The organism is Mycolicibacterium elephantis DSM 44368, from assembly GCF_004014805.1.
In the GTDB taxonomy this organism is placed as follows: domain Bacteria; phylum Actinomycetota; class Actinomycetes; order Mycobacteriales; family Mycobacteriaceae; genus Mycobacterium; species Mycobacterium elephantis.
In genome coordinates, this window is the sequence record NZ_ATDN01000045.1 from 130,555 (window position 1) to 147,268 (window position 16,714).

Sequence of the window (16,714 nt, forward strand, 5' to 3'; positions counted from 1 at the left end):
ATCAACTCACTTCGAAACCGCCGAACAACACGGCGGCCAGACCGAGTGCGACGACGATGTTGACGACGGTGGCCGAGGCGAACAGCGCGACCGGGCGCCAACCCGCCTCCTTCAACCCCTTCACCGAGAACTCCAGGCCGATCGCGACGAACGCGAAGATCAGGAACCAGGTGCGCAGGTCGTTGACCGTGGCGATCGCCGCCTTGCCGTCCGAAACCCACTGCAGATACAGCGTTCCGATGATCGACGCGGCGATGAAGCCCAGCACGAACTTGGGGAAGCGTTCCCAGAACTGTCCGAGCGTCGGACGCGCCTCCTCGGTCGATTTCCGCTCGACCTTCAAAGCGAAGTAGGCCGTCAACGCGATCGCCACCACCCCGATCAACGCGTTCTGGGTGGTCTTCACGATGGTGGCGATCTGCAGCGCATCCTCGCCCGCGATCGCACCGGCCGCGGCGACGGCAGCGGTGGTGTCGATGTTGCCGCCGATCCAGGCGCCCGCGACCGGGTCGGAGAGGTGCAGGACGTCGGCGAGCCAGGGCAGCAGGAAGATCGACGGCAGCGCGAACGCGATGACCAGCGACGCGGCATAGGCCAGCTGTTCACGCTTGGCCTGCACCGCGCCCGCGGCCGCGATCGCCGCGCTGACTCCGCAGATCGACACCGCCGAGGCCAGCAGGGCGCGCAGTTTGTCTTCGAGCCTGAGCACGCCGCCCAGCCACCACGTGAAGCCGAACACGATCGAAATCAGCAGCAGCGCTTGCACGATCGCCGGACCGGCGGCGGTCACGAGCACCTTCAAGTTGATGGACGCGCCGAGCAGCACCAGCCCTGTCTTGATGAAGAACTCGGTGCGAAAGCCCTGCGACAGCGCGTCCCGCAGCGCCAGCCTGGAGAGCACGAAGTTGCCGAACAGACCCAAAGCGATTGCATAGACCGGGAACTCGATCGATTTCGCGACGCGTTCGAACCCGGTGCCGTCGGCCCACTGCGGGACTCTGGTCTCCAGGAACCGGGTCACAGCCCCCAGAGCCACGACTACGAGCACACCGGCGACCGCATACCCGATACCGGTGGAGCGCGTGTCCGGCTCGGTCTGGGTGCTCTGTTGTTGCTGTTGCTGCTGCGTCACGGGATCACGCCGCTCGGGATCGCGCCGACGAGCACAAGGGCCAGCAGCGTGAGGCCGACGATGACGGCGAGCCAATCCTCATTCATGGTCGGACAATATTGCCGCAGGTCGCCGCTCTCAACGGTTGCGATCAGCGCGAATCGAAAGTCAGAGGATCACGTTGGTGCCGCCCAGCGGCGCGGCTTCGCCCGAGGAGGTGATGACATCGCCGCGCTTGATCTGGTCCCTGTCGATGGTCTTCATCAGCACGCCGACGTTCTCGCCGGCGGTGGCCTCGTCGAGCCGTTTGCGGAACTTCTCGATCGCGTCCACGGTGACGGCGGGCCCGCCGTTGATGTGAATGGTGTCGCCGATCCGAAGCGTGCCGCTCTGGACCCGGCCGGTGGCGACGACCCCCCGGTTGCGGATGTGGAACACGTCCTCGACGGTCATCCGGAACGTCACTGATGTGCCAACCGCTTGTTGATCAATCGCGTCAGCCAGGCGGGTGAGAACCGGGATCCCGTCGTGAGCACCTTGGTCTGGGTACCGACGGGGAAGTGCACCTGATGGACGGCGCGGCGCAGCAGGGAGGGTTCCACCGCCGCGGCGATGGCGTCGGCGACGTCCTGTGCGCTGAGCCGGATACCGAGAGAGTCGGTGGTCCCGGTCTTGATGCTGTCGGTCATCGCGGTCTGCACGTAGAGCGGCCACATGGCGATGACCCGGATGCCGTAGCGGTTCCATTCGATGTCGAGCGCCTCGGTGATGCCGCGGACGAAGAACTTGGTCGCGCTGTAGTTGGCGAGCTCGGCCTGCCCGTAGATCGCCGACGCGGAGGACAGGTTGACGACGACGGAATTCGGCGTCTTGCGCAGGTAGGGAAACGCCGCGTACAGCCCGTTGACCACCCCTTTGGCATTGATGTCGATCTCCCGGTGGTGGCCGGCGATGTCCAGTTCCTCGAATCGTCCGGCGCGCAGGATGCCCGCGTTGTTGATCATGACGTCGAGGCGGTCGCCCGCGGCCTTGGCGAAGTCGCCGACGCGCTGGGCCATTTCGTCGGGGTCGGTGACGTCGAGGTGGCCGGTGTGCGCGACAGCGCCGAGCCGCTCGATCTCGTCGGCCAGCGTCTTGAGGCCGACCTCGTCGATGTCATAGCCGCCGACGGTGAAGCCCTTCCGAGCGAAGGTGAGCGCCGTCGCGCGGCCGATTCCTGCAGCAGCGCCGGTGATGAACACCGACTTTCCAGATGTGGTCATGAGAAAGGCATACCCGTTTCGCGCTTTCCGAGGAAGTCGACCGGGCGATTCTGTCAGTTCAGTGCCAGCGCCGCACCCAGTCCGATCATCGTGACCGCGATCAGCCCGTCGAGTACGCGCCAGGTCGACGGGGTCGCGAACAGGCCGGCGAGCCGGCGGGCTCCCAGCCCGAGCCCGGCGAACCAGACTGCGCTCGCGGTGACGGCGCCGACCCCGAACAGCCACCGGCCCTCCCGGTGCTCGTTCGCCAGCGCGCCGAGCAGCACGACCGTGTCGAGGTAGACGTGCGGGTTGAGCCACGTCATCGCCGCGCAGGTGAGCAGTACCTCGGCCAGCCTGGCGGGGGCCTGCTCCGACGGTGTCAGCGCCGACGGGCGCACCGCCCGGCGCGCGGCGAGCAGCCCGTATCCGAACAGAAACACCGCGCCGCCGAACCTGACGACGTCCAGTGCGCCGGGGTGGGCGCTGATGAGCATGCCGAAGCCGGCGATGCCCGCCGCGATGAGCACGATGTCGGAGGCGGTGCACAGCGCCACCACCGGCAGCACGTGCTCACCGCGGATCCCCTGGCGCAGCACGAACGCGTTCTGGGCGCCGATCGCAGCGATCAGCGTGAAGCAGGCGACGAAGCCGACGATCAGAGGTGAACCCACGGCGTCGACGTTAGGGAGCGCGTCGGGCTGAGTACAGCTAATGATTCTGTAGGAACATTAGAAAAACTGATGCTAGCAGGTGGCGCGGTGAATTGGGCTGGTCGCGGGAGTCCAACCACTAGTCGTCAGCCAAACGGGAAGGCCAAACGGGAGGAACGCGTGGGTCAGCTGCTCAGAGTCCAGAACTTCAACGTGTCGCGGGACGGTTTCGGCGCCGGTGTTGACCAGACGTTCGAGCGCCCGTTCGGTCACGCCGACCCCGGCGAAATGTTCGCGTGGGCCGGAGCGACGGCAAGCTGGCCCAACCGCACCGAACCGGGCGGCAGCCGCGGACTCGACGACTACTTCACCCGCGACTTCGCCCACAACATCGGTGCCGAGATCATGGGGCGCAACAAGTTCGGGCCGCAGCGCGGACCGTGGCGGGACCGCGAATGGCAGGGCTGGTGGGGTGACGAGCCGCCGTTCCACACCCCGGTTTTCGTGATGACCCACCATGAGCGTCCGTCGTTCACCCTGTCGGATACCACCTTTCATTTCATCAACGCCGATCCGGCCACCGTCCTCGAGCGGGCGCAAGCGGCCGCGCAGGGCAAGGACGTTCGGCTCGGTGGTGGCGCAAATGTCATTCGTCAGTTCCTCGCCGCCGACCTGGTCGACACCCTGCACGTAGCGGTGTCGCAGGTTGAGCTAGGCGCCGGATCACGCCTCTGGGAGTCGCCCGACGAGCTGAACGACCGGTTCCACCACGAGGTCGTGCCCAGCGCGAGCGGCGTCGTGCACCACCTGTTCTGGCGGTGACGGCGTCACGTGTGGGACCGCCTATGCGGCGTCGGGTTCGGGTGGCGGCATGGGTCGTCGGTGATGCCGGTTGGTTCGGGGTTGCCGGGTAGGGTCCACGGTTTTCGGTGGATACCAAAGGGTTTGGCCTAGGGTCTCTTCGTCGTACCGACGTCTGGCCTGCCACTCCTCGTCGGACGGCCCGGTGTTTTGGTGGTCGGCCCCGCACTCGAGGGTGAGGCGGTCGATGTCGGTGCTGCCCTGTTGGTTCCATTCGATGAGGTGGTGCACATCGGCGTGGTAGCCGGGTTGATCGCAGCCGGGCATGGTGCAGCCACCGTCGATGGCGTGTAGCACGATGCGCTGATCGGCCGACGCCAGCCGTTTGGAGCGGCCCAAGAACAGCGGTCGCCCACAGCCGGCGTCGTAGATATAGAGGTAGTGGTGAGCATGGGCGGCCATCCGGATCGCGGTTTCCATCGGCACCGTCGATCCGCCGCCGGTCATGGCGATTCCGGCGGCGGCTTCCAGTTGTTGCAGGGTCATGGTGACGATCGCGGTGACCGGCAGCCCGCGATGCTGACCCAGCTGCCCGCTGGCGAGCAGGGCGCGCAGGGCCGCCTTGATCGCGTCGTGATTGCGTTGGCCGGTGGTGCGGGTATCGGCGGCGGCGGCCATCGGGTCCGGATCGCCGTCGACGGTCGGGTCCGGATCGGCGGAGTTGCACATGCCGGGCCGAGCCAGTTTGGCCAGCAGGATCTCCAGATAGGCGCGGGCTTCGGGATCCACGCAGAACCGACCGCGGCTCATCCCGTCGGCGTCTTGAGGGCCCAGCACGAACTCACTGCGCGCCTTTCGGCTGCGTTCGCGGGTGACCGGATCGCCGTGGGTGGCGTCGTAGTCGGCCAGCAGCAGCGCGGCGTCGCGGCGCAGCACCTCGGGCCGCTCGGTCACCGCGACCCCGGTCAACTCCAAGTCGAAGCGCGCCCGATCGTCGGCGGTGGCGGTGTCCGGCAGTTTGGTGATCGTCTCGCGGATGATGCGCACGTGCTCGGCACCGATCAGTCCGTGTCGGGCCGCGGCAGCGGTCTCGGCCAGCACCGGCTCGGTGGCGTTCAGGTCGGCGGCGACCGCGACCCGCGCACCGGCATCGGTGGCCGACAGGTTCAGCAGGTTGGCCAGATGATCACGCAGCCGACCGACCCGTACCGGCCACTGGACGCGCAGCCCGTTGACGGCGTCATAGCCGACGGTGGTGAGCCGGCGCTGCGCGAACTCCAGATCACACAGCACCGAATCGAGCACCTCGGGCGGCAGGTCGGCGAACGGCAGCTCGGACAGTTCGGCCACCGCGGCGTGCAGGCGGGCCTGCGCACTCGCCACGCCGTCGACGTCGGCCGCCACCGCCACCACCTCCTGAATCGAAACTATGTTCGAAGATTAGTCGAGGGGGCCGACATCGAGGGGTTCGGCAAGAGGCGTTCCTCAGATGCTCAGGCGTCGGTAGCGCTGCAGCCGACGCATACCCGCGGCGGGCACCGGCGCGTCGTGCGGGCGCAGTGCGGCGTCGATGGCTGCGCGCACGTCGTCGACGTCGAATGAGGTTCCGATCGCGACGAGGCTGTTGGTGCGGGCCGGCTTGGGCGCGGACGCGACGTGTACCGAGGTGCCGACCACGTTGACCGCGTAGCTGCGCGTCCGCGCGCCGGAGCGGACGCTGACGAAACCCTTGAGCCGGTACACACCGGCGGGTGGTTTCTCGAGGAGATCGAGAAGAACGCCGGGGTCGACGCATCCCTCGCTGGTCACGGTGACGGAATCGGCGTGAACGTGGTGGTGCGCGTCGGAGACCAGCAGTTCCCGGAACGACAACTGCCCGGTGTCCTCATCAGTGTCTGCGACGTCGTACAGCAAGGCGGGATCCACCCGCCCGGCCACCGCGCCGACGAGGTGCACGTCCGGATTGCGTTCGCGGACCCGGCTTTCGATCCGCTGGAGAACAGCGTCCCTGCGGTCCGAGGGGATCTGGTCGAGCTTGTTGACCACGACCAGGGACGCCGCACCGTATCGCGCCGGGGCGGTGTTGCCGTCGTCGACGGTGTCGAAGTGCGTGGTGGCGTCGATGACGTCGACGATGCCGCCCGGCCGGATCCGGTCGATCCCGCTGAACCGGATGATCCGGGAAATCGCCACAGGGTCGGCGAGGCCGCTCGCCTCCACGATGATGGCGTCCAGGCCCAGCCGCGGATCGGCGAGCTTGGCCAGCGCGTCGTCAAGCCCACCGTCGTCGGGTAAGCAGCAGATGCAGCCGCCCGCGATGGACGCCGGCTCGTCGACCTGACCGGTGACCAGCGCGGCGTCGACGTTGAGCTCACCAAAGTCATTGATGACCACACCGATTCGCGCACCCGGCTGCCGAAGAACATGATTGAGCAGCGTCGTCTTCCCTGCACCGAGATAGCCTGTCAGCGCGATGACGGGTATCGCTCCCACTGTGCTCCTTCCCTCCGGCCACGTCAGTGTAGGGGGCCGCGCTGACCGAGGCGCACGCTAAAGAAAACGTCACAGCATTAGAATCGTTAATGTGCGGATCGACGGACAGCAGCTCGCGGCGTTCGCCGCGGTGATCGAGCATGGGTCGTTCGATGCCGCCGCGGCGCGATTGCATGTCACTCCGTCGGCGGTCAGTCAGCGGATCAAGGCCCTCGAACAGCGGGTGGGTCAGGTGCTGGTGGTACGCGAAAAGCCCTGCGTCGCAACGCCTGCCGGGGTTCCGCTGTTGCGCCTGGCGGCGCAGACCGCGCTGCTGGAGGCCGAGGCGCTCGGCGAGATGGCGGGTGGAACGGGCGGTGCGCCGCGGATCGCGATGGCGGTCAACGCCGATTCGATGGCCACCTGGTTCAGCGCGGTGTTCGACGCCCTCGATGATGTGCTGTTCGACATCCGCATCGAGGATCAGGACCACTCGGCGCGCCTGCTGCGTGAGGGTGTGGTGATGGGCGCGGTGACCACCGAGCGCACACCGGTCTCGGGATGCCGGGTGCAGCACCTGGGCGTGATGCGTTATGTCCCGGTGGCCAGCCCGGCATACCGCGACCGATACCTGCCGGATGGTTTCACCGCCGCGGCGGCGGCCCAGGCTCCGTCGTTGGCGTGGAACCGCGACGATGCCCTGCAGGACATGTTGGTGCGCAGGGTGTTTCGACGCGACATCATCCGGCCGCAGCATTACGTGCCGACGGCGGAGGGCTTCGGCGCGGCGGTCCTGGCCGGACTGGGCTGGGGCATGTTCCCCGAGGCGCTGGCCCAGCCGCACCTGGACGATGGCTCGTTCGTACGGATCACGAAGGCGCACCTGGACGTTCCGCTGTTCTGGCAGTGCTGGAAACTGGACAGCCCGATCGTCGCCCGGATCACCGAGGCCGTCACCGCCGCGGCCGGCTGAACACTCCCGCGAGGCCGCGGGTCACCCGACGCGCACCTCGTCACCGGCGCTGACGGTGCCGACGGCGACCACCTCGGTGTAAACCCCGGCGCAGGGCAGCTTCCCCGAGTCGGGAACCTCGATGCGATTGTGCTCCAGCAGGAACCGCACCGCGTCCGGAAGTCGTTCGGCGTCACCATGTCTGAGAGTGGGGACAGCGCAGCGGGAGGTTGGGCGGGTGACGCGCAACGTGACGTCTCCCAGACGCATCTCGGTTCCCACCCAGTCGCTCTCCCCGAATGGGGTGAACCCGTCGGACATGTCGATGACGACGTTCGGCCGGTATCGGATCGCCTCCGCGACGCCGACACCGATCGCGTCGAGCGTGGTCGTGGTGATCAAGTGCACCGGGGAATGGTCGACGAAGGCACCGCCCGGCGCCGCCTTGCCGAGTTCGAGCAGCACGGGATCGAACTCGGCGTCGATGCCGTGCGCCAGCACCTCGAGCGGGTCGGACCGCTCCAGCGTCGCGCCCGCAGTGCGCTCGCCGCCGAGATGCACCCGACGCCCGAGCAGTTGCGACAGCGGTTCGGCCGCTTCGGTGACCGGCACGCTGCGGCCGTCCGGCAGCGTCACCACGACAGCACCGCCGTCACTTGTCGCCGCCGCGCATTGCAGCAGCGCGCTCCACCGTCGGGGATGTTTGGCAGTGGCCACCCGCCCGGTTTCGTCGTCGATGACGGCGTACTGTCGGTCGCCGTCCACGCCCACGGGTCCGACGCGGATCGAGTCGCGTCGTTCACCGAGCATCGACTTGACCGGGTAGCGCTGCAGCACGGCCACATGTCCGACCATGGCGCTCAACGGACTTCGGTCTCTTCGCTACGGTTCGCCGTGAGGTAGTCCAGCAGCCCGGTGATCTCCAGGATCCGGTCGAGGTGCGCCGGCCGATTGTCCAGGTGCATCCGCGCCCCGAGTTCTGTTGTCTGCCGGTGTATCTGCAGCAGGGCCGACAGCCCCGTCGAGTCGAGAAACGTCAGCTTCGTGAAGTCGAGATGCAGCTCCTGCACGTCGGGATGGGCACTCAGCAAGTCGGAGACGGTGTCGATCAGATAGGCCGCCTGTCCGAAGTCGACGTCCCCGGAGACGGTTACGCGTATCGACCGGGTCGTCGTCTCGATGGTCAGGATGAGTCTCATGCGATCGGCGAGGTGGTCTTCGCGGTCAGGGCCGTGCGCGCTGCCGTGAGCAGACGTTGGGTCCGGGGGAAGTCTTGCAGTTGATCGGACAACAAATCCAGCGCGGGAATCAGTGAGGTCGCTGGTACGCCTCGGGCTTCGAGCACCTCGGCGGTCCAGACGATGAACGTGGTGAACAGGTCGTCGTCGTCGACATACAGTGCGGTCGCGAGGAAGTCGATGATGTGCGCGATGTCCTCGGTGGTGTGTTCGCGTTGCGCCACGCTGTAGTCGCGCATCGCGGGGAATCGGTTCTCCAGCTCGGCGACAGTCGACTTGACCAGCTGCGCCTTCGTGCCGCTGACCATCGAATACTCCTGGTCCTCAGATGCGGCAGCGCACCCGACGACGCGGTCGCGGTGAGGCGTAGCCGTGCCAGGTCGTCGCTCAGGCACTGCACGGCGGCGCGGGCGTCCTGGGCCCACGCGTCGGCACCGAGCAGGCGGGCGTAGCGGCCGTCGGGGCCGAACGCGGCGCCACCTACGAGCACCGAGACACCCGCGGACTGGCAGGCGGTGATCGCCGCGTGCGCGGCGGGCAGCCGGGTCGGGATCGAACACGACAACGCGACGGCGTCGGGCGCGTGCTGGTGCAGATGCGCGATCAGATGGGGCGTCGGCACCTGAGCCCCGAGAAAATCCACCCGCCAGCCGCGCAGGCGCAGCACCTCGGCGAGCAGGCGGGCCGGCAGCGCGTGCCATTCGCCGTCGACGCAGGCAACGGTGACGCGGCCGGCGGCAGCGTGGGTCCTCGAGGCGGGGTGCTGGGACAGTGCGGCGATCACTCGGTCGTTGATCGCGGTGGCGGCGTGTTCCTGTGCGACGGTGATGCGGTTGGCCGCCCACTCCGTGCCGACCTTGCGCTGCACGGGCGCGACCACCTCCAGCAGCGCGTCCTCGGGCGTGATTCCCGCGTCCACCGCCTCGAACACCACGCTGACGGCGGAGTACTCGTCTCCGTCGAGAACCGCCTCCCACAGCCGGTCGCGCGCCGCGCCGGTGTCTCTACTGCTCACGCTCTGTACCTACCCCCAGGGTGTCCGTCGACCTCGCCCCGACGTGTGCGGCGCGGAGCCGTGATGGCCACGACGGCCATGTCGTCGTGTGTCCGCTCGGTTACCCACTCGGAGGTGAGCATCATCATCCGCTCGACGACTGCCTCTGCGGGCAGACCGGCACAGTGGGCCAACGCATCGATGAGCCGCTCGTCGCCGAACATCTCCGATCCGAGCGGGCCCCCTCGCGCCTCGCTGAGTCCGTCCGTGTAGAGCAGGCACGTCTCGCCGGGCGCCAGCACGACCTCCGTCGACTGGGCCTTGAACTGTGCCAACGCGCCGACCAGCATGCCTTTCGTGTCCGCCTGTTCCACGGTTCCGTCGTTACGCAGGATCAAGGGAGGAGGATGCCCGGCGCAGGTGAGCCGCAGCGTCAACCGACCGTCACGGCGGGCGATGGACGCGAGCACCATCGTCGCGAAGCGGCGGTTGTGGGGCGACAGCAGGGCGCTGTTGAGCAGCTTGAGCACGTCTTCGTGTTGATCGGCGAGCGGCGCCAGGGCCTGCACGGTGTTGCGGATCTTGCCGCTGAGCACTGCGGCCTCCAGGCCCTTTCCGCAGACGTCGCCGAGCACCACGAGTGTCTCGCCGTTCGGGCCCGCGCCGCGGTGGACGTCGTAGAAGTCGCCGCCGACCAGCTGATGATCCTCGGAGGCGCGGTAGCCGCCGGCGAGTTCGAAGTCGTCGAGCCGATCCAGCTGCGGGGGCAGCAGATCGCGCATCAGGGTGCGGGTGATCGCCGATTGTTCGGCATACAGCTGGGCGGCGGACAGCGCCGCACCTGCGCGGGCCGCGAAAAGCCGGGCGAACAGCTCCTCGCCGTCGCTGAAGGCGGTGGCCGAGTCGCGGCGGAGCAGGACGAGTGCGCCCGCCGGAACGCCGTGACCCGGCAGCGGGGTGATGAGCACCGATCCCACCGGCTGCGTGAGGTGGCGGGGGATCAGCCAGTCGGGCATGGTCGACGGGTCGATCCAGCGCGACGGCACCGGAGGGAACCCGCGAAGCGCCTCGCTGAGGCCCGGCACGTCGGCGGGGTCCGCGTCGACCCTGCGGTGCTCCGCGACGTCGTCCGGTCCGCTGCAGACGACGGGCAGCCGGTTTTCGCGCTCGGCGGCGACGAGGACCGCCGCGTCCGCCAGGTGCCTGGCCGCCATCTGGACGACGGCCTCGGTGCAGCGGTCGAAGTTCAGCGACGCCATTAGCACCGCCGAGGCGTTGTCGAGGAAGGCCGCGCGCTCCCGTTCCCGTGCCAGCGCCTCGTGCGCGTCGCGCAGCGACCCGTCAGGTTCCGCGATCAACCACCAGGCGACTTCGCCCTCCGACAGCGGCGTGGGCCGAGCCGTGAACTCGCGACCGTCGAGTTCGCCCCTCGCAGGCGACAGGTCTTCACCGCCCGCCCAGTGCTCGTGGGCCTGTACCAGCCACGACGGCGCGGCGTCGGCGAGCCGCGTGCCGATCTCGACGCCGGTCAACACGGCTTCGGTAGGGGCACTGAACGCGCGGACGATGCCGGATCGGTCGACGACGAGCACGGGATGCGGAACGGACCCCCAGGCGACCGCATCGATCGGCCGCCCTGTCGCGGAGTTGTCCTTACTCAACCGTCAGCTCCATCACCAAAAGGGTACGTGCTGAGGGGCACGAGCGGCCCCGATGTCCGTGAAGGCGATCACCGATGGGTGTTTTCCGCCGTCAGGGGACTGTCGCGCAACGGATTTCGGATCAATCGCGTGGGGTGTCGCCGACCCCTGCCGCCGACGGCGTTGCAGAGCGCATCACGTGACGGCGATACCACCGCCGACCATGCCAGCGCTGATAGTGCCAAACCACAGTCGGCAGCGGTCCCCGCGGGTGCAGCCAGAACCTGTTCGGCGGATCGAGTAACGGTGCGCGGCGGCCGATTTCGATCTCGCCGAGGACGACGCCCTCGCCCTGCTCGGCGGGGCGCTCCGCGATCACTTCTCCGCGCGCATCGGTGATGAGCGTCGCGCCCTCGAAATGCCCCCGGTAGCGCATCGGCAACAACGGCATGGGGCACGTCAATGCGCCTGCGTGTGCGGCATGCACCACCGGCGCCCCGACATACTTGGCGAACGACGCCGCCGCGAGGCGGGCCGTCGCGGCGTTGCCGCGTTCCCAGCGGTCGAACACGAACCGAGGCGGCCACGGCGGGATGGACCACCAGCCCGAGCCGGTCATCACCAGGTCGACGCGCGACCGCAGCCGCTTGACCGTGCCGGTACGCATCAGCTCCCAGCACACCGCCGCGCCGACGTCGTGGTCGTTCACGTGAAACACGCCGTCGTCGTGGCCGCCGACGTAAAAGGCGTTCTCCCACATGGTGGGCAGATCCTTGTCGTGTCGGCCCACCACCCCGCCGGCGTCGGCGGCGAGGTAGGCGTTACGCACGTGCCCGTCGGCGTCTCGGCACAGGAACGAACCGCCGACCAGCGCGCCGTGCCGGCGGGCCAGGGCGGTGAGCAACTCGGTCGCCTTGCCGTCCGGAGGCAGGGCAGCGTCCTTCAACGCGTCGACGAACCCGATGCCGGTGGTGAAGAACTCGGGGAGCGCGATGACTCGGGCGCCGGCGCGACCCGCTTCGTCGGCGAGGCGTTCGCAGGCGGCGAGGTTGGCGTCCACGTCGCCCACAACCGCCTCGAGTTGAATCGCCGCTGCCAAAACCACACGTCAACGCTACCCGAGGCCCACTGCTGTGCCCCAGGGCCACCGGTGTCAGGTCCCTTTTCGACGTGCCCTGGCGCGGCGCTTGCCTTCGTGCATCGCGGCCACCCGAGCGACCGGGATCGTGCGGCCGTGCTCGATCAGCTCGTGCGGAAGCGGTTGCGGTGCCGGCATGGTCTCGGCCCACGGATCGCGGCCGGCGAGAGCATCGATGGCGGTGTGCACCGTGAAATCGGTTGGGGCGATGCCGTCCAAGTCCGACCACGCCAGCGGAAACGACACCGGCGTGCCGGGCCGCAGCCGAGGACTGTACGCGGCGACGACGGTCGCCCCGCCTGCCCGCGTCGAATCCACGAAGACCTTTCCCGCCCGGTCCCCCACGATGAAAGCCGTTGTCGCCGTGGCAGGATCGAGAGCCTCCGCCCGTGCGGCAAGCGCGCGAGTGGCCGCGGCGACGTCGTCGACCGGCGCGCTGTCGTCGACCGGTACGAACACGTGCAGGCCCTTTGCGCCGCTGGTCTTGACAGCGCCGGTCAGACCGGCATCGGCCAGGCCCTGACGCACCAGGTGCGCGGTGGCGACGACCGCGGCGAAGTCGCCTCCTGGGGGCGGGTCGAGGTCCAGCACCAGATGCGTGGGCCGGTAGATGTCGTCGGCCAGACCCAGCGCCGGGTGGTACTCGACGGCGCGCTGGTTGGCCAGCCACAGCAGCGTGCGGCGATCGTCGCACACCGGATAACGGACGTGTCGTTGTGAGGATTCGGCCCAGATCGACACCGTGCGCACCCAGTCGGGGGTGTACTTGGGCACGTTCTTCTGCATGAACGGATCACGCCCCCGCAGGATGCGCAGCACGGTGAGCGGGCGCCCGGCCAACCCGGGCAGCATCCGTTCGGCGACCGCGTCGAGGTAGTCGACCAGGTCCCGCTTCGTCGCCCCCGCGTCGGGGCTGAGCGGTTGATCCAGGTTGGTCAGATCGACTCCGGCGCGTTGCTCGCCAGCACTCATCTCCCGCACGTTACCCCGGCACGGCGGGGCCTGGATCAATCAGAACGCGATGACGCCGCGGATGTTGTTGCCCGCGCGCAGATCCTTCATCGCCTCGTTGATGTCGTCCAGCTTGTACTGCTTCGTGATCAGCTCGTCGAGCTTGATAGTGCCCGCCTCGTACATCGACAGCAGTTTCGGCATCGCGTCGCGCGGGTTCATCTCGCCGTAGAGCACACCCTTTAGCGTCTTACACGAGCTGACCATGTCGGGAAGGCTCAGCGGGACCATCAGGTCGCTGACCTTCGCCATGCCGGTCAGCACACAGGTGCCGCCCTTGCGCAGAAGCAGCATCGCCGTCAGCACGAGGTCCGGCGGCACCACACCAGGGGTCAGCACGACGCGGTCGGCCATGACACCCCAGGTGATGTCCTTGACCAGTTCCAGGGCGGCGCCCGCATCGACGGCGGTGTGTGTCGCACCGAAGGTGGGTGCGATCTCGCGTTTGAACTCGTTCGGGTCGACGGCGACGATGTGCTTGGCGCCGGCCACCTTCGCCCCCTGGACGGCGTTCATGCCGATTCCGCCGACGCCGACGACGACGACGGTGTCACCCGGCTCGGTCCCGGCGGCGACTGAGCCGGAGCCGAAACCCGTTGTCACACCGCAGGAAACCAGGGAGGCGGCTTCCAGAGGGATCCAGTCGTTGATCTTGACGAGGGACCGCTCGGAGGCGACGACGTACTCGGAGAAGGTGCCGACCTGCATCATCGCCATCAGGTCCTCGTCGCCGTCGGGACCGGACACGTGCCGCCGGCAGGTGCCGTCGGTCGTCATCGCCTTGCTGTAGAGGTCGGCGCCGACGTCGCAGATATAGGTGTACCCGCTGGCGCACCAGCGGCAGCTGCCACAGGCCGGCAGAAACGAGATGGCCACGTGGTCACCGGGCTTGAGCGCCTTGACCTCGGGGCCGACGCTTTCGACGATGCCCGATCCCTCGTGTCCGCCGAGCATCGGGAACCACTCGGGCACCGGCACGCCGGAAGCCCGCATCATCTCCTCCATGTCGGGGCTCGGGACGCTGTCGCCGGTGTAGAAATGTTCGTCCGAGTGGCAGATGCCGGCGTAGGCCATCTTGACCAGAACCTCACCGGCGCGGGGCGGGTCCAGCTCGACGTCGGTGACTTCCCAGTCGACACCTACGCCGCGCAGTACGGCCGCTCGTGATTTCATCGGGTCTCCTTTGGCCAGCCGACGGTCTTGGTTTCGGTGAAGATCTCGAGGCCCTCGATGCCGCACTGCCGTCCGATACCGGATTGCTTGTAGCCGCCGAAGGGGGCGTCGGCGCCGTACCACAGACCGCCGTTGATGCCCAGGGTCCCGGTGCGGATCCGGCCGGCGACGGACTTGGCCCGATCGAGATCGTTGGCGAACACCACGCCGGACAGGCCGTAGATGGAGTCGTTGGCGATGCGCACCGCATCGTCGTCGTCGTCGAATCCGATGACGGACAGCACCGGCCCGAAGATCTCCTCCTGTGCAATCGTCATCCGGTTGTCCACGTCAGCGAAAACCGTTGGCTCGACGAAGAACCCCTTCGGTAGGTGCGCGGGAATGTTGCCGCCGGTGACCAGCCGGGCGCCCTCCTGCTTGCCTTTCTCGATATCGCCCATCACCCGGTCCTGCTGGCGTCTCGACACCTGAGGACCTTGCAGCACCGACGGGTCGGTGGGGTCGCCGTACTTGTTCTTCTCCATCGCGACCTTGACGATCTCGACGGCCTCGGCATGTCGGGAATTAGGCACCAGCAGCCGGGTCGGCATGGCGCAGCCCTGTCCGGCGTGCATCGAGACGAACGCACTGCCGCCCACCGACGCGCTGATGTCGCCGTCGTCGTCGAGCACGAGATATACCGACTTGCCGCCGAGTTCCAGAAAGGTCGGCTTGACGGTGTCCGCAGCGGCCTTCATGATGCGCCGCCCGGTCGCCGTCGACCCGGTGAAGGCCACCATGTCGACCAGCGGGGAGGTCGACAGAACCTCGCCGACGAGGTGGTCCGAGGAGGTGACGATGTTGATCACCCCGGGTGGGATGTCGGTCTGCTCGGCGATGATCCGGCCGATGCGGGTGGCGTTCCACGGGGTGTCGGGTGCCGGCTTGAGCACCGTGGTGTTGCCCATGGCGAGGATCGGCCCGAGCTTGTTGAGGATGATCTCCAGCGGGAAGTTCCACGGCGTGATGACGCCGACGACACCGATGGGTTCCTTCCAGACTTCGCGTTCGGCGAGCGTGCCCATGCCGAACGCGTCTTTGTCGGGAAGCGTTCTCTTCCATTGGAACTGGCTGATCATGTCGGCCGGCCAGCTCAAGGCGTCCCTGAGCGGCACGTCGAGCTGTGGTCCGAAGGTGCTCAGGAGGGGGCAACCGGCTTCCGCGATGAGTTCGCCGCGGAGTTCCTCACGTTCGGCCTCGAGCGCCGCCTGCAGTTGACGAAGCCCGGCGGCCCTGGCCTCGCCGTCGCGCGACCAGTCGGTGTGGTCGAACGCGTGCCGGGCGGCCGCCACGGCGCGTTCCATGTCGGCGCGGGTGCCGTCGGCGGTACCACCGAGAACCTCCTCGGTCGCCGGGTTGATGTTGTCGAACTGGCGGCCCGTCTCGGATTCGACGAGCTTGCCGTCGATGAGCATGCGCGATTCGTGTGTCACCGAAAGTCCTTCACCACTGCCGAAGTTCGGCCACCGCACCAGAGGGCCGCGGAGCCAGGGTCAGGTTGGGGATGAAACTGCTGTTGCCGCAACGAAGTACGGAGTCGACGACGTCGACGAGGTGGTCGGCCTCGACAAGACCGCCTTGCATGTAGCCGTTCTCCATCCAGAACCGGATGGCGTTCTCCAGCGCCTCGGGGTCCCACGCCTTGTTGAACTCGGTCTGCGAGTCCCCTTCACCGCCGAAGCAGTCGCCGACGGCCAGGCGGGTGAACCCGATGTTCGGATGTTCGATGCGCCAGGCCTCGACCAGCTTGTCCAGGGCGGCCTTGGACACGGCATACGCTCCGAGGAGCGGCCACGGAGCCGAGTATGACGCGCTCAGCGACGACAAGTACACCGCCGAACCGGCGGCGGCCGCGAGGTGCGGTGCAGCCGCTGCGGTGATGAGCGATGCGCCGGTGACATTGGTGGCGAACAGGTTCGCCCATTGCTCGGCGGTCACCTGGGTCAGCGGGGCGAGGACGCCGACACCGGTGGTGTAGACGAGTGCGTCCAGACCGCCGAAGTTCTCGACGACGGTCTCCATGGCGCTCTGGCAGGCGGCGCCGTCGGTGACGTCGCACGCAACCGCCGCCGACCCGTTGCCCGCCTCCTCGGCTGCCTTCTCGAGGCGGTCACGGCGTCGCGCGAGGAAGGCGACCTTGGCGCCCTTCTGCGCCAGCCCGATGCCGATGCAACGACCCAGACCGGCGGACGCCCCGACTACGGCAACGCGCAGTGGTGGCGCGTCTGACATCAGATCTCCTTGCGAGCGG

16 protein-coding genes and 1 pseudogene are annotated in these 16,714 nt (G+C 68.0%); 2 read left to right on the forward strand and 15 right to left on the reverse strand.

Features of this window, described 5'->3' with window-relative positions; genetic code table 11:
- Position 1: 1 nt before the first annotated feature.
- From MELE44368_RS22185 to lysE, 4 genes are all read right to left on the reverse strand, one after another.
- On the reverse strand, positions 2 to 1,069 hold the full coding sequence (locus MELE44368_RS22185) for a YeiH family protein (RefSeq protein WP_407662051.1): 1,068 nt from the start codon (positions 1,067 to 1,069) through the stop codon (positions 2 to 4).
- Positions 1,070 to 1,279: 210 nt separating this feature from the next.
- Positions 1,280 to 1,564, reverse strand: coding sequence for an EF-Tu/IF-2/RF-3 family GTPase (locus MELE44368_RS22190; protein ID WP_046750567.1), 285 nt, complete (start codon positions 1,562 to 1,564; stop codon positions 1,280 to 1,282).
- 8 nt (positions 1,565 to 1,572) lie between these two features.
- Positions 1,573 to 2,373, reverse strand: coding sequence for an SDR family oxidoreductase (locus MELE44368_RS22195; protein ID WP_046750516.1), 801 nt, complete (start codon positions 2,371 to 2,373; stop codon positions 1,573 to 1,575).
- A 53-nt stretch (positions 2,374 to 2,426) separates the two neighbouring features.
- Positions 2,427 to 3,026, reverse strand: a complete 600-nt coding sequence (gene lysE, locus MELE44368_RS22200) for an L-lysine exporter (RefSeq protein WP_046750515.1) — start codon at positions 3,024 to 3,026, stop codon at positions 2,427 to 2,429.
- Between the two features lie 159 nt (positions 3,027 to 3,185).
- Here lysE and MELE44368_RS22205 point away from each other — a divergent pair, with 159 nt between their 5' ends.
- Positions 3,186 to 3,827, forward strand: a complete 642-nt coding sequence (locus MELE44368_RS22205) for a dihydrofolate reductase family protein (RefSeq protein ID WP_064891176.1) — start codon at positions 3,186 to 3,188, stop codon at positions 3,825 to 3,827.
- A 21-nt stretch (positions 3,828 to 3,848) separates the two neighbouring features.
- On the opposite strand, the gene MELE44368_RS22210 is transcribed toward MELE44368_RS22205, so the two are convergent.
- On the reverse strand, positions 3,849 to 5,210 hold the full coding sequence (locus tag MELE44368_RS22210; RefSeq protein WP_164890200.1) for an HNH endonuclease signature motif containing protein: 1,362 nt from the start codon (positions 5,208 to 5,210) through the stop codon (positions 3,849 to 3,851).
- Positions 5,211 to 5,291: 81 nt separating this feature from the next.
- A complete protein-coding gene (locus MELE44368_RS22215; protein ID WP_064891174.1) occupies positions 5,292 to 6,299 on the reverse strand; it encodes a CobW family GTP-binding protein in 1,008 nt (335 codons plus the stop codon).
- 91 nt (positions 6,300 to 6,390) lie between these two features.
- Between MELE44368_RS22215 and MELE44368_RS22220 the strand changes: the two genes are divergently transcribed.
- Positions 6,391 to 7,251, forward strand: coding sequence for a LysR family transcriptional regulator ArgP (locus MELE44368_RS22220; RefSeq protein ID WP_409366146.1), 861 nt, complete (start codon positions 6,391 to 6,393; stop codon positions 7,249 to 7,251).
- 21 nt (positions 7,252 to 7,272) lie between these two features.
- Here MELE44368_RS22220 and MELE44368_RS22225 read toward each other — a convergent pair whose 3' ends face one another.
- The 9 genes and pseudogenes from MELE44368_RS22225 to MELE44368_RS22265 form a co-directional block, all read right to left on the reverse strand.
- Positions 7,273 to 8,085 carry an MOSC domain-containing protein gene (locus tag MELE44368_RS22225; RefSeq protein WP_128110479.1) on the reverse strand — a complete coding sequence of 271 codons (813 nt, stop codon included), beginning with the start codon at positions 8,083 to 8,085 and terminating at the stop codon, positions 7,273 to 7,275.
- Positions 8,086 to 8,090: 5 nt separating this feature from the next.
- Positions 8,091 to 8,429: an STAS domain-containing protein gene (locus MELE44368_RS22230; protein WP_128110480.1), complete on the reverse strand. Its 339-nt coding sequence runs from the start codon at positions 8,427 to 8,429 to the stop codon at positions 8,091 to 8,093.
- Positions 8,426 to 9,483 (reverse strand): annotated as a pseudogene (locus MELE44368_RS22235) (cobalamin-dependent protein). The gene MELE44368_RS22230 and the pseudogene MELE44368_RS22235 overlap by 4 nt, the downstream one beginning before the upstream one ends.
- Positions 9,480 to 11,123 carry a PP2C family protein-serine/threonine phosphatase gene (locus MELE44368_RS22240; protein WP_128110481.1) on the reverse strand — a complete coding sequence of 548 codons (1,644 nt, stop codon included), beginning with the start codon at positions 11,121 to 11,123 and terminating at the stop codon, positions 9,480 to 9,482. The pseudogene MELE44368_RS22235 and the gene MELE44368_RS22240 overlap by 4 nt, the downstream one beginning before the upstream one ends.
- Positions 11,124 to 11,244: 121 nt before the next feature.
- Entirely contained in the window at positions 11,245 to 12,207 is a 963-nt protein-coding gene (locus tag MELE44368_RS22245; RefSeq protein ID WP_128110482.1) for a carbon-nitrogen hydrolase family protein, read from the reverse strand.
- 48 nt (positions 12,208 to 12,255) lie between these two features.
- Positions 12,256 to 13,212: a non-homologous end-joining DNA ligase gene (ligD, locus tag MELE44368_RS22250; protein ID WP_128110483.1), complete on the reverse strand. Its 957-nt coding sequence runs from the start codon at positions 13,210 to 13,212 to the stop codon at positions 12,256 to 12,258.
- A gap of 39 nt (positions 13,213 to 13,251) precedes the next feature.
- A complete protein-coding gene (locus MELE44368_RS22255) occupies positions 13,252 to 14,424 on the reverse strand; it encodes an NDMA-dependent alcohol dehydrogenase (RefSeq protein ID WP_128110484.1) in 1,173 nt (390 codons plus the stop codon).
- Entirely contained in the window at positions 14,421 to 15,878 is a 1,458-nt protein-coding gene (locus MELE44368_RS22260; RefSeq protein WP_128110533.1) for an aldehyde dehydrogenase family protein, read from the reverse strand. The genes MELE44368_RS22255 and MELE44368_RS22260 overlap by 4 nt, the downstream gene beginning before the upstream one ends.
- A gap of 28 nt (positions 15,879 to 15,906) precedes the next feature.
- The gene (locus MELE44368_RS22265; protein ID WP_128110485.1) at positions 15,907 to 16,695 is read right to left on the reverse strand and encodes an SDR family oxidoreductase; all 789 of its coding nucleotides are present in this window, start codon (positions 16,693 to 16,695) and stop codon (positions 15,907 to 15,909) included.
- Positions 16,696 to 16,714 lie beyond the last annotated feature (19 nt).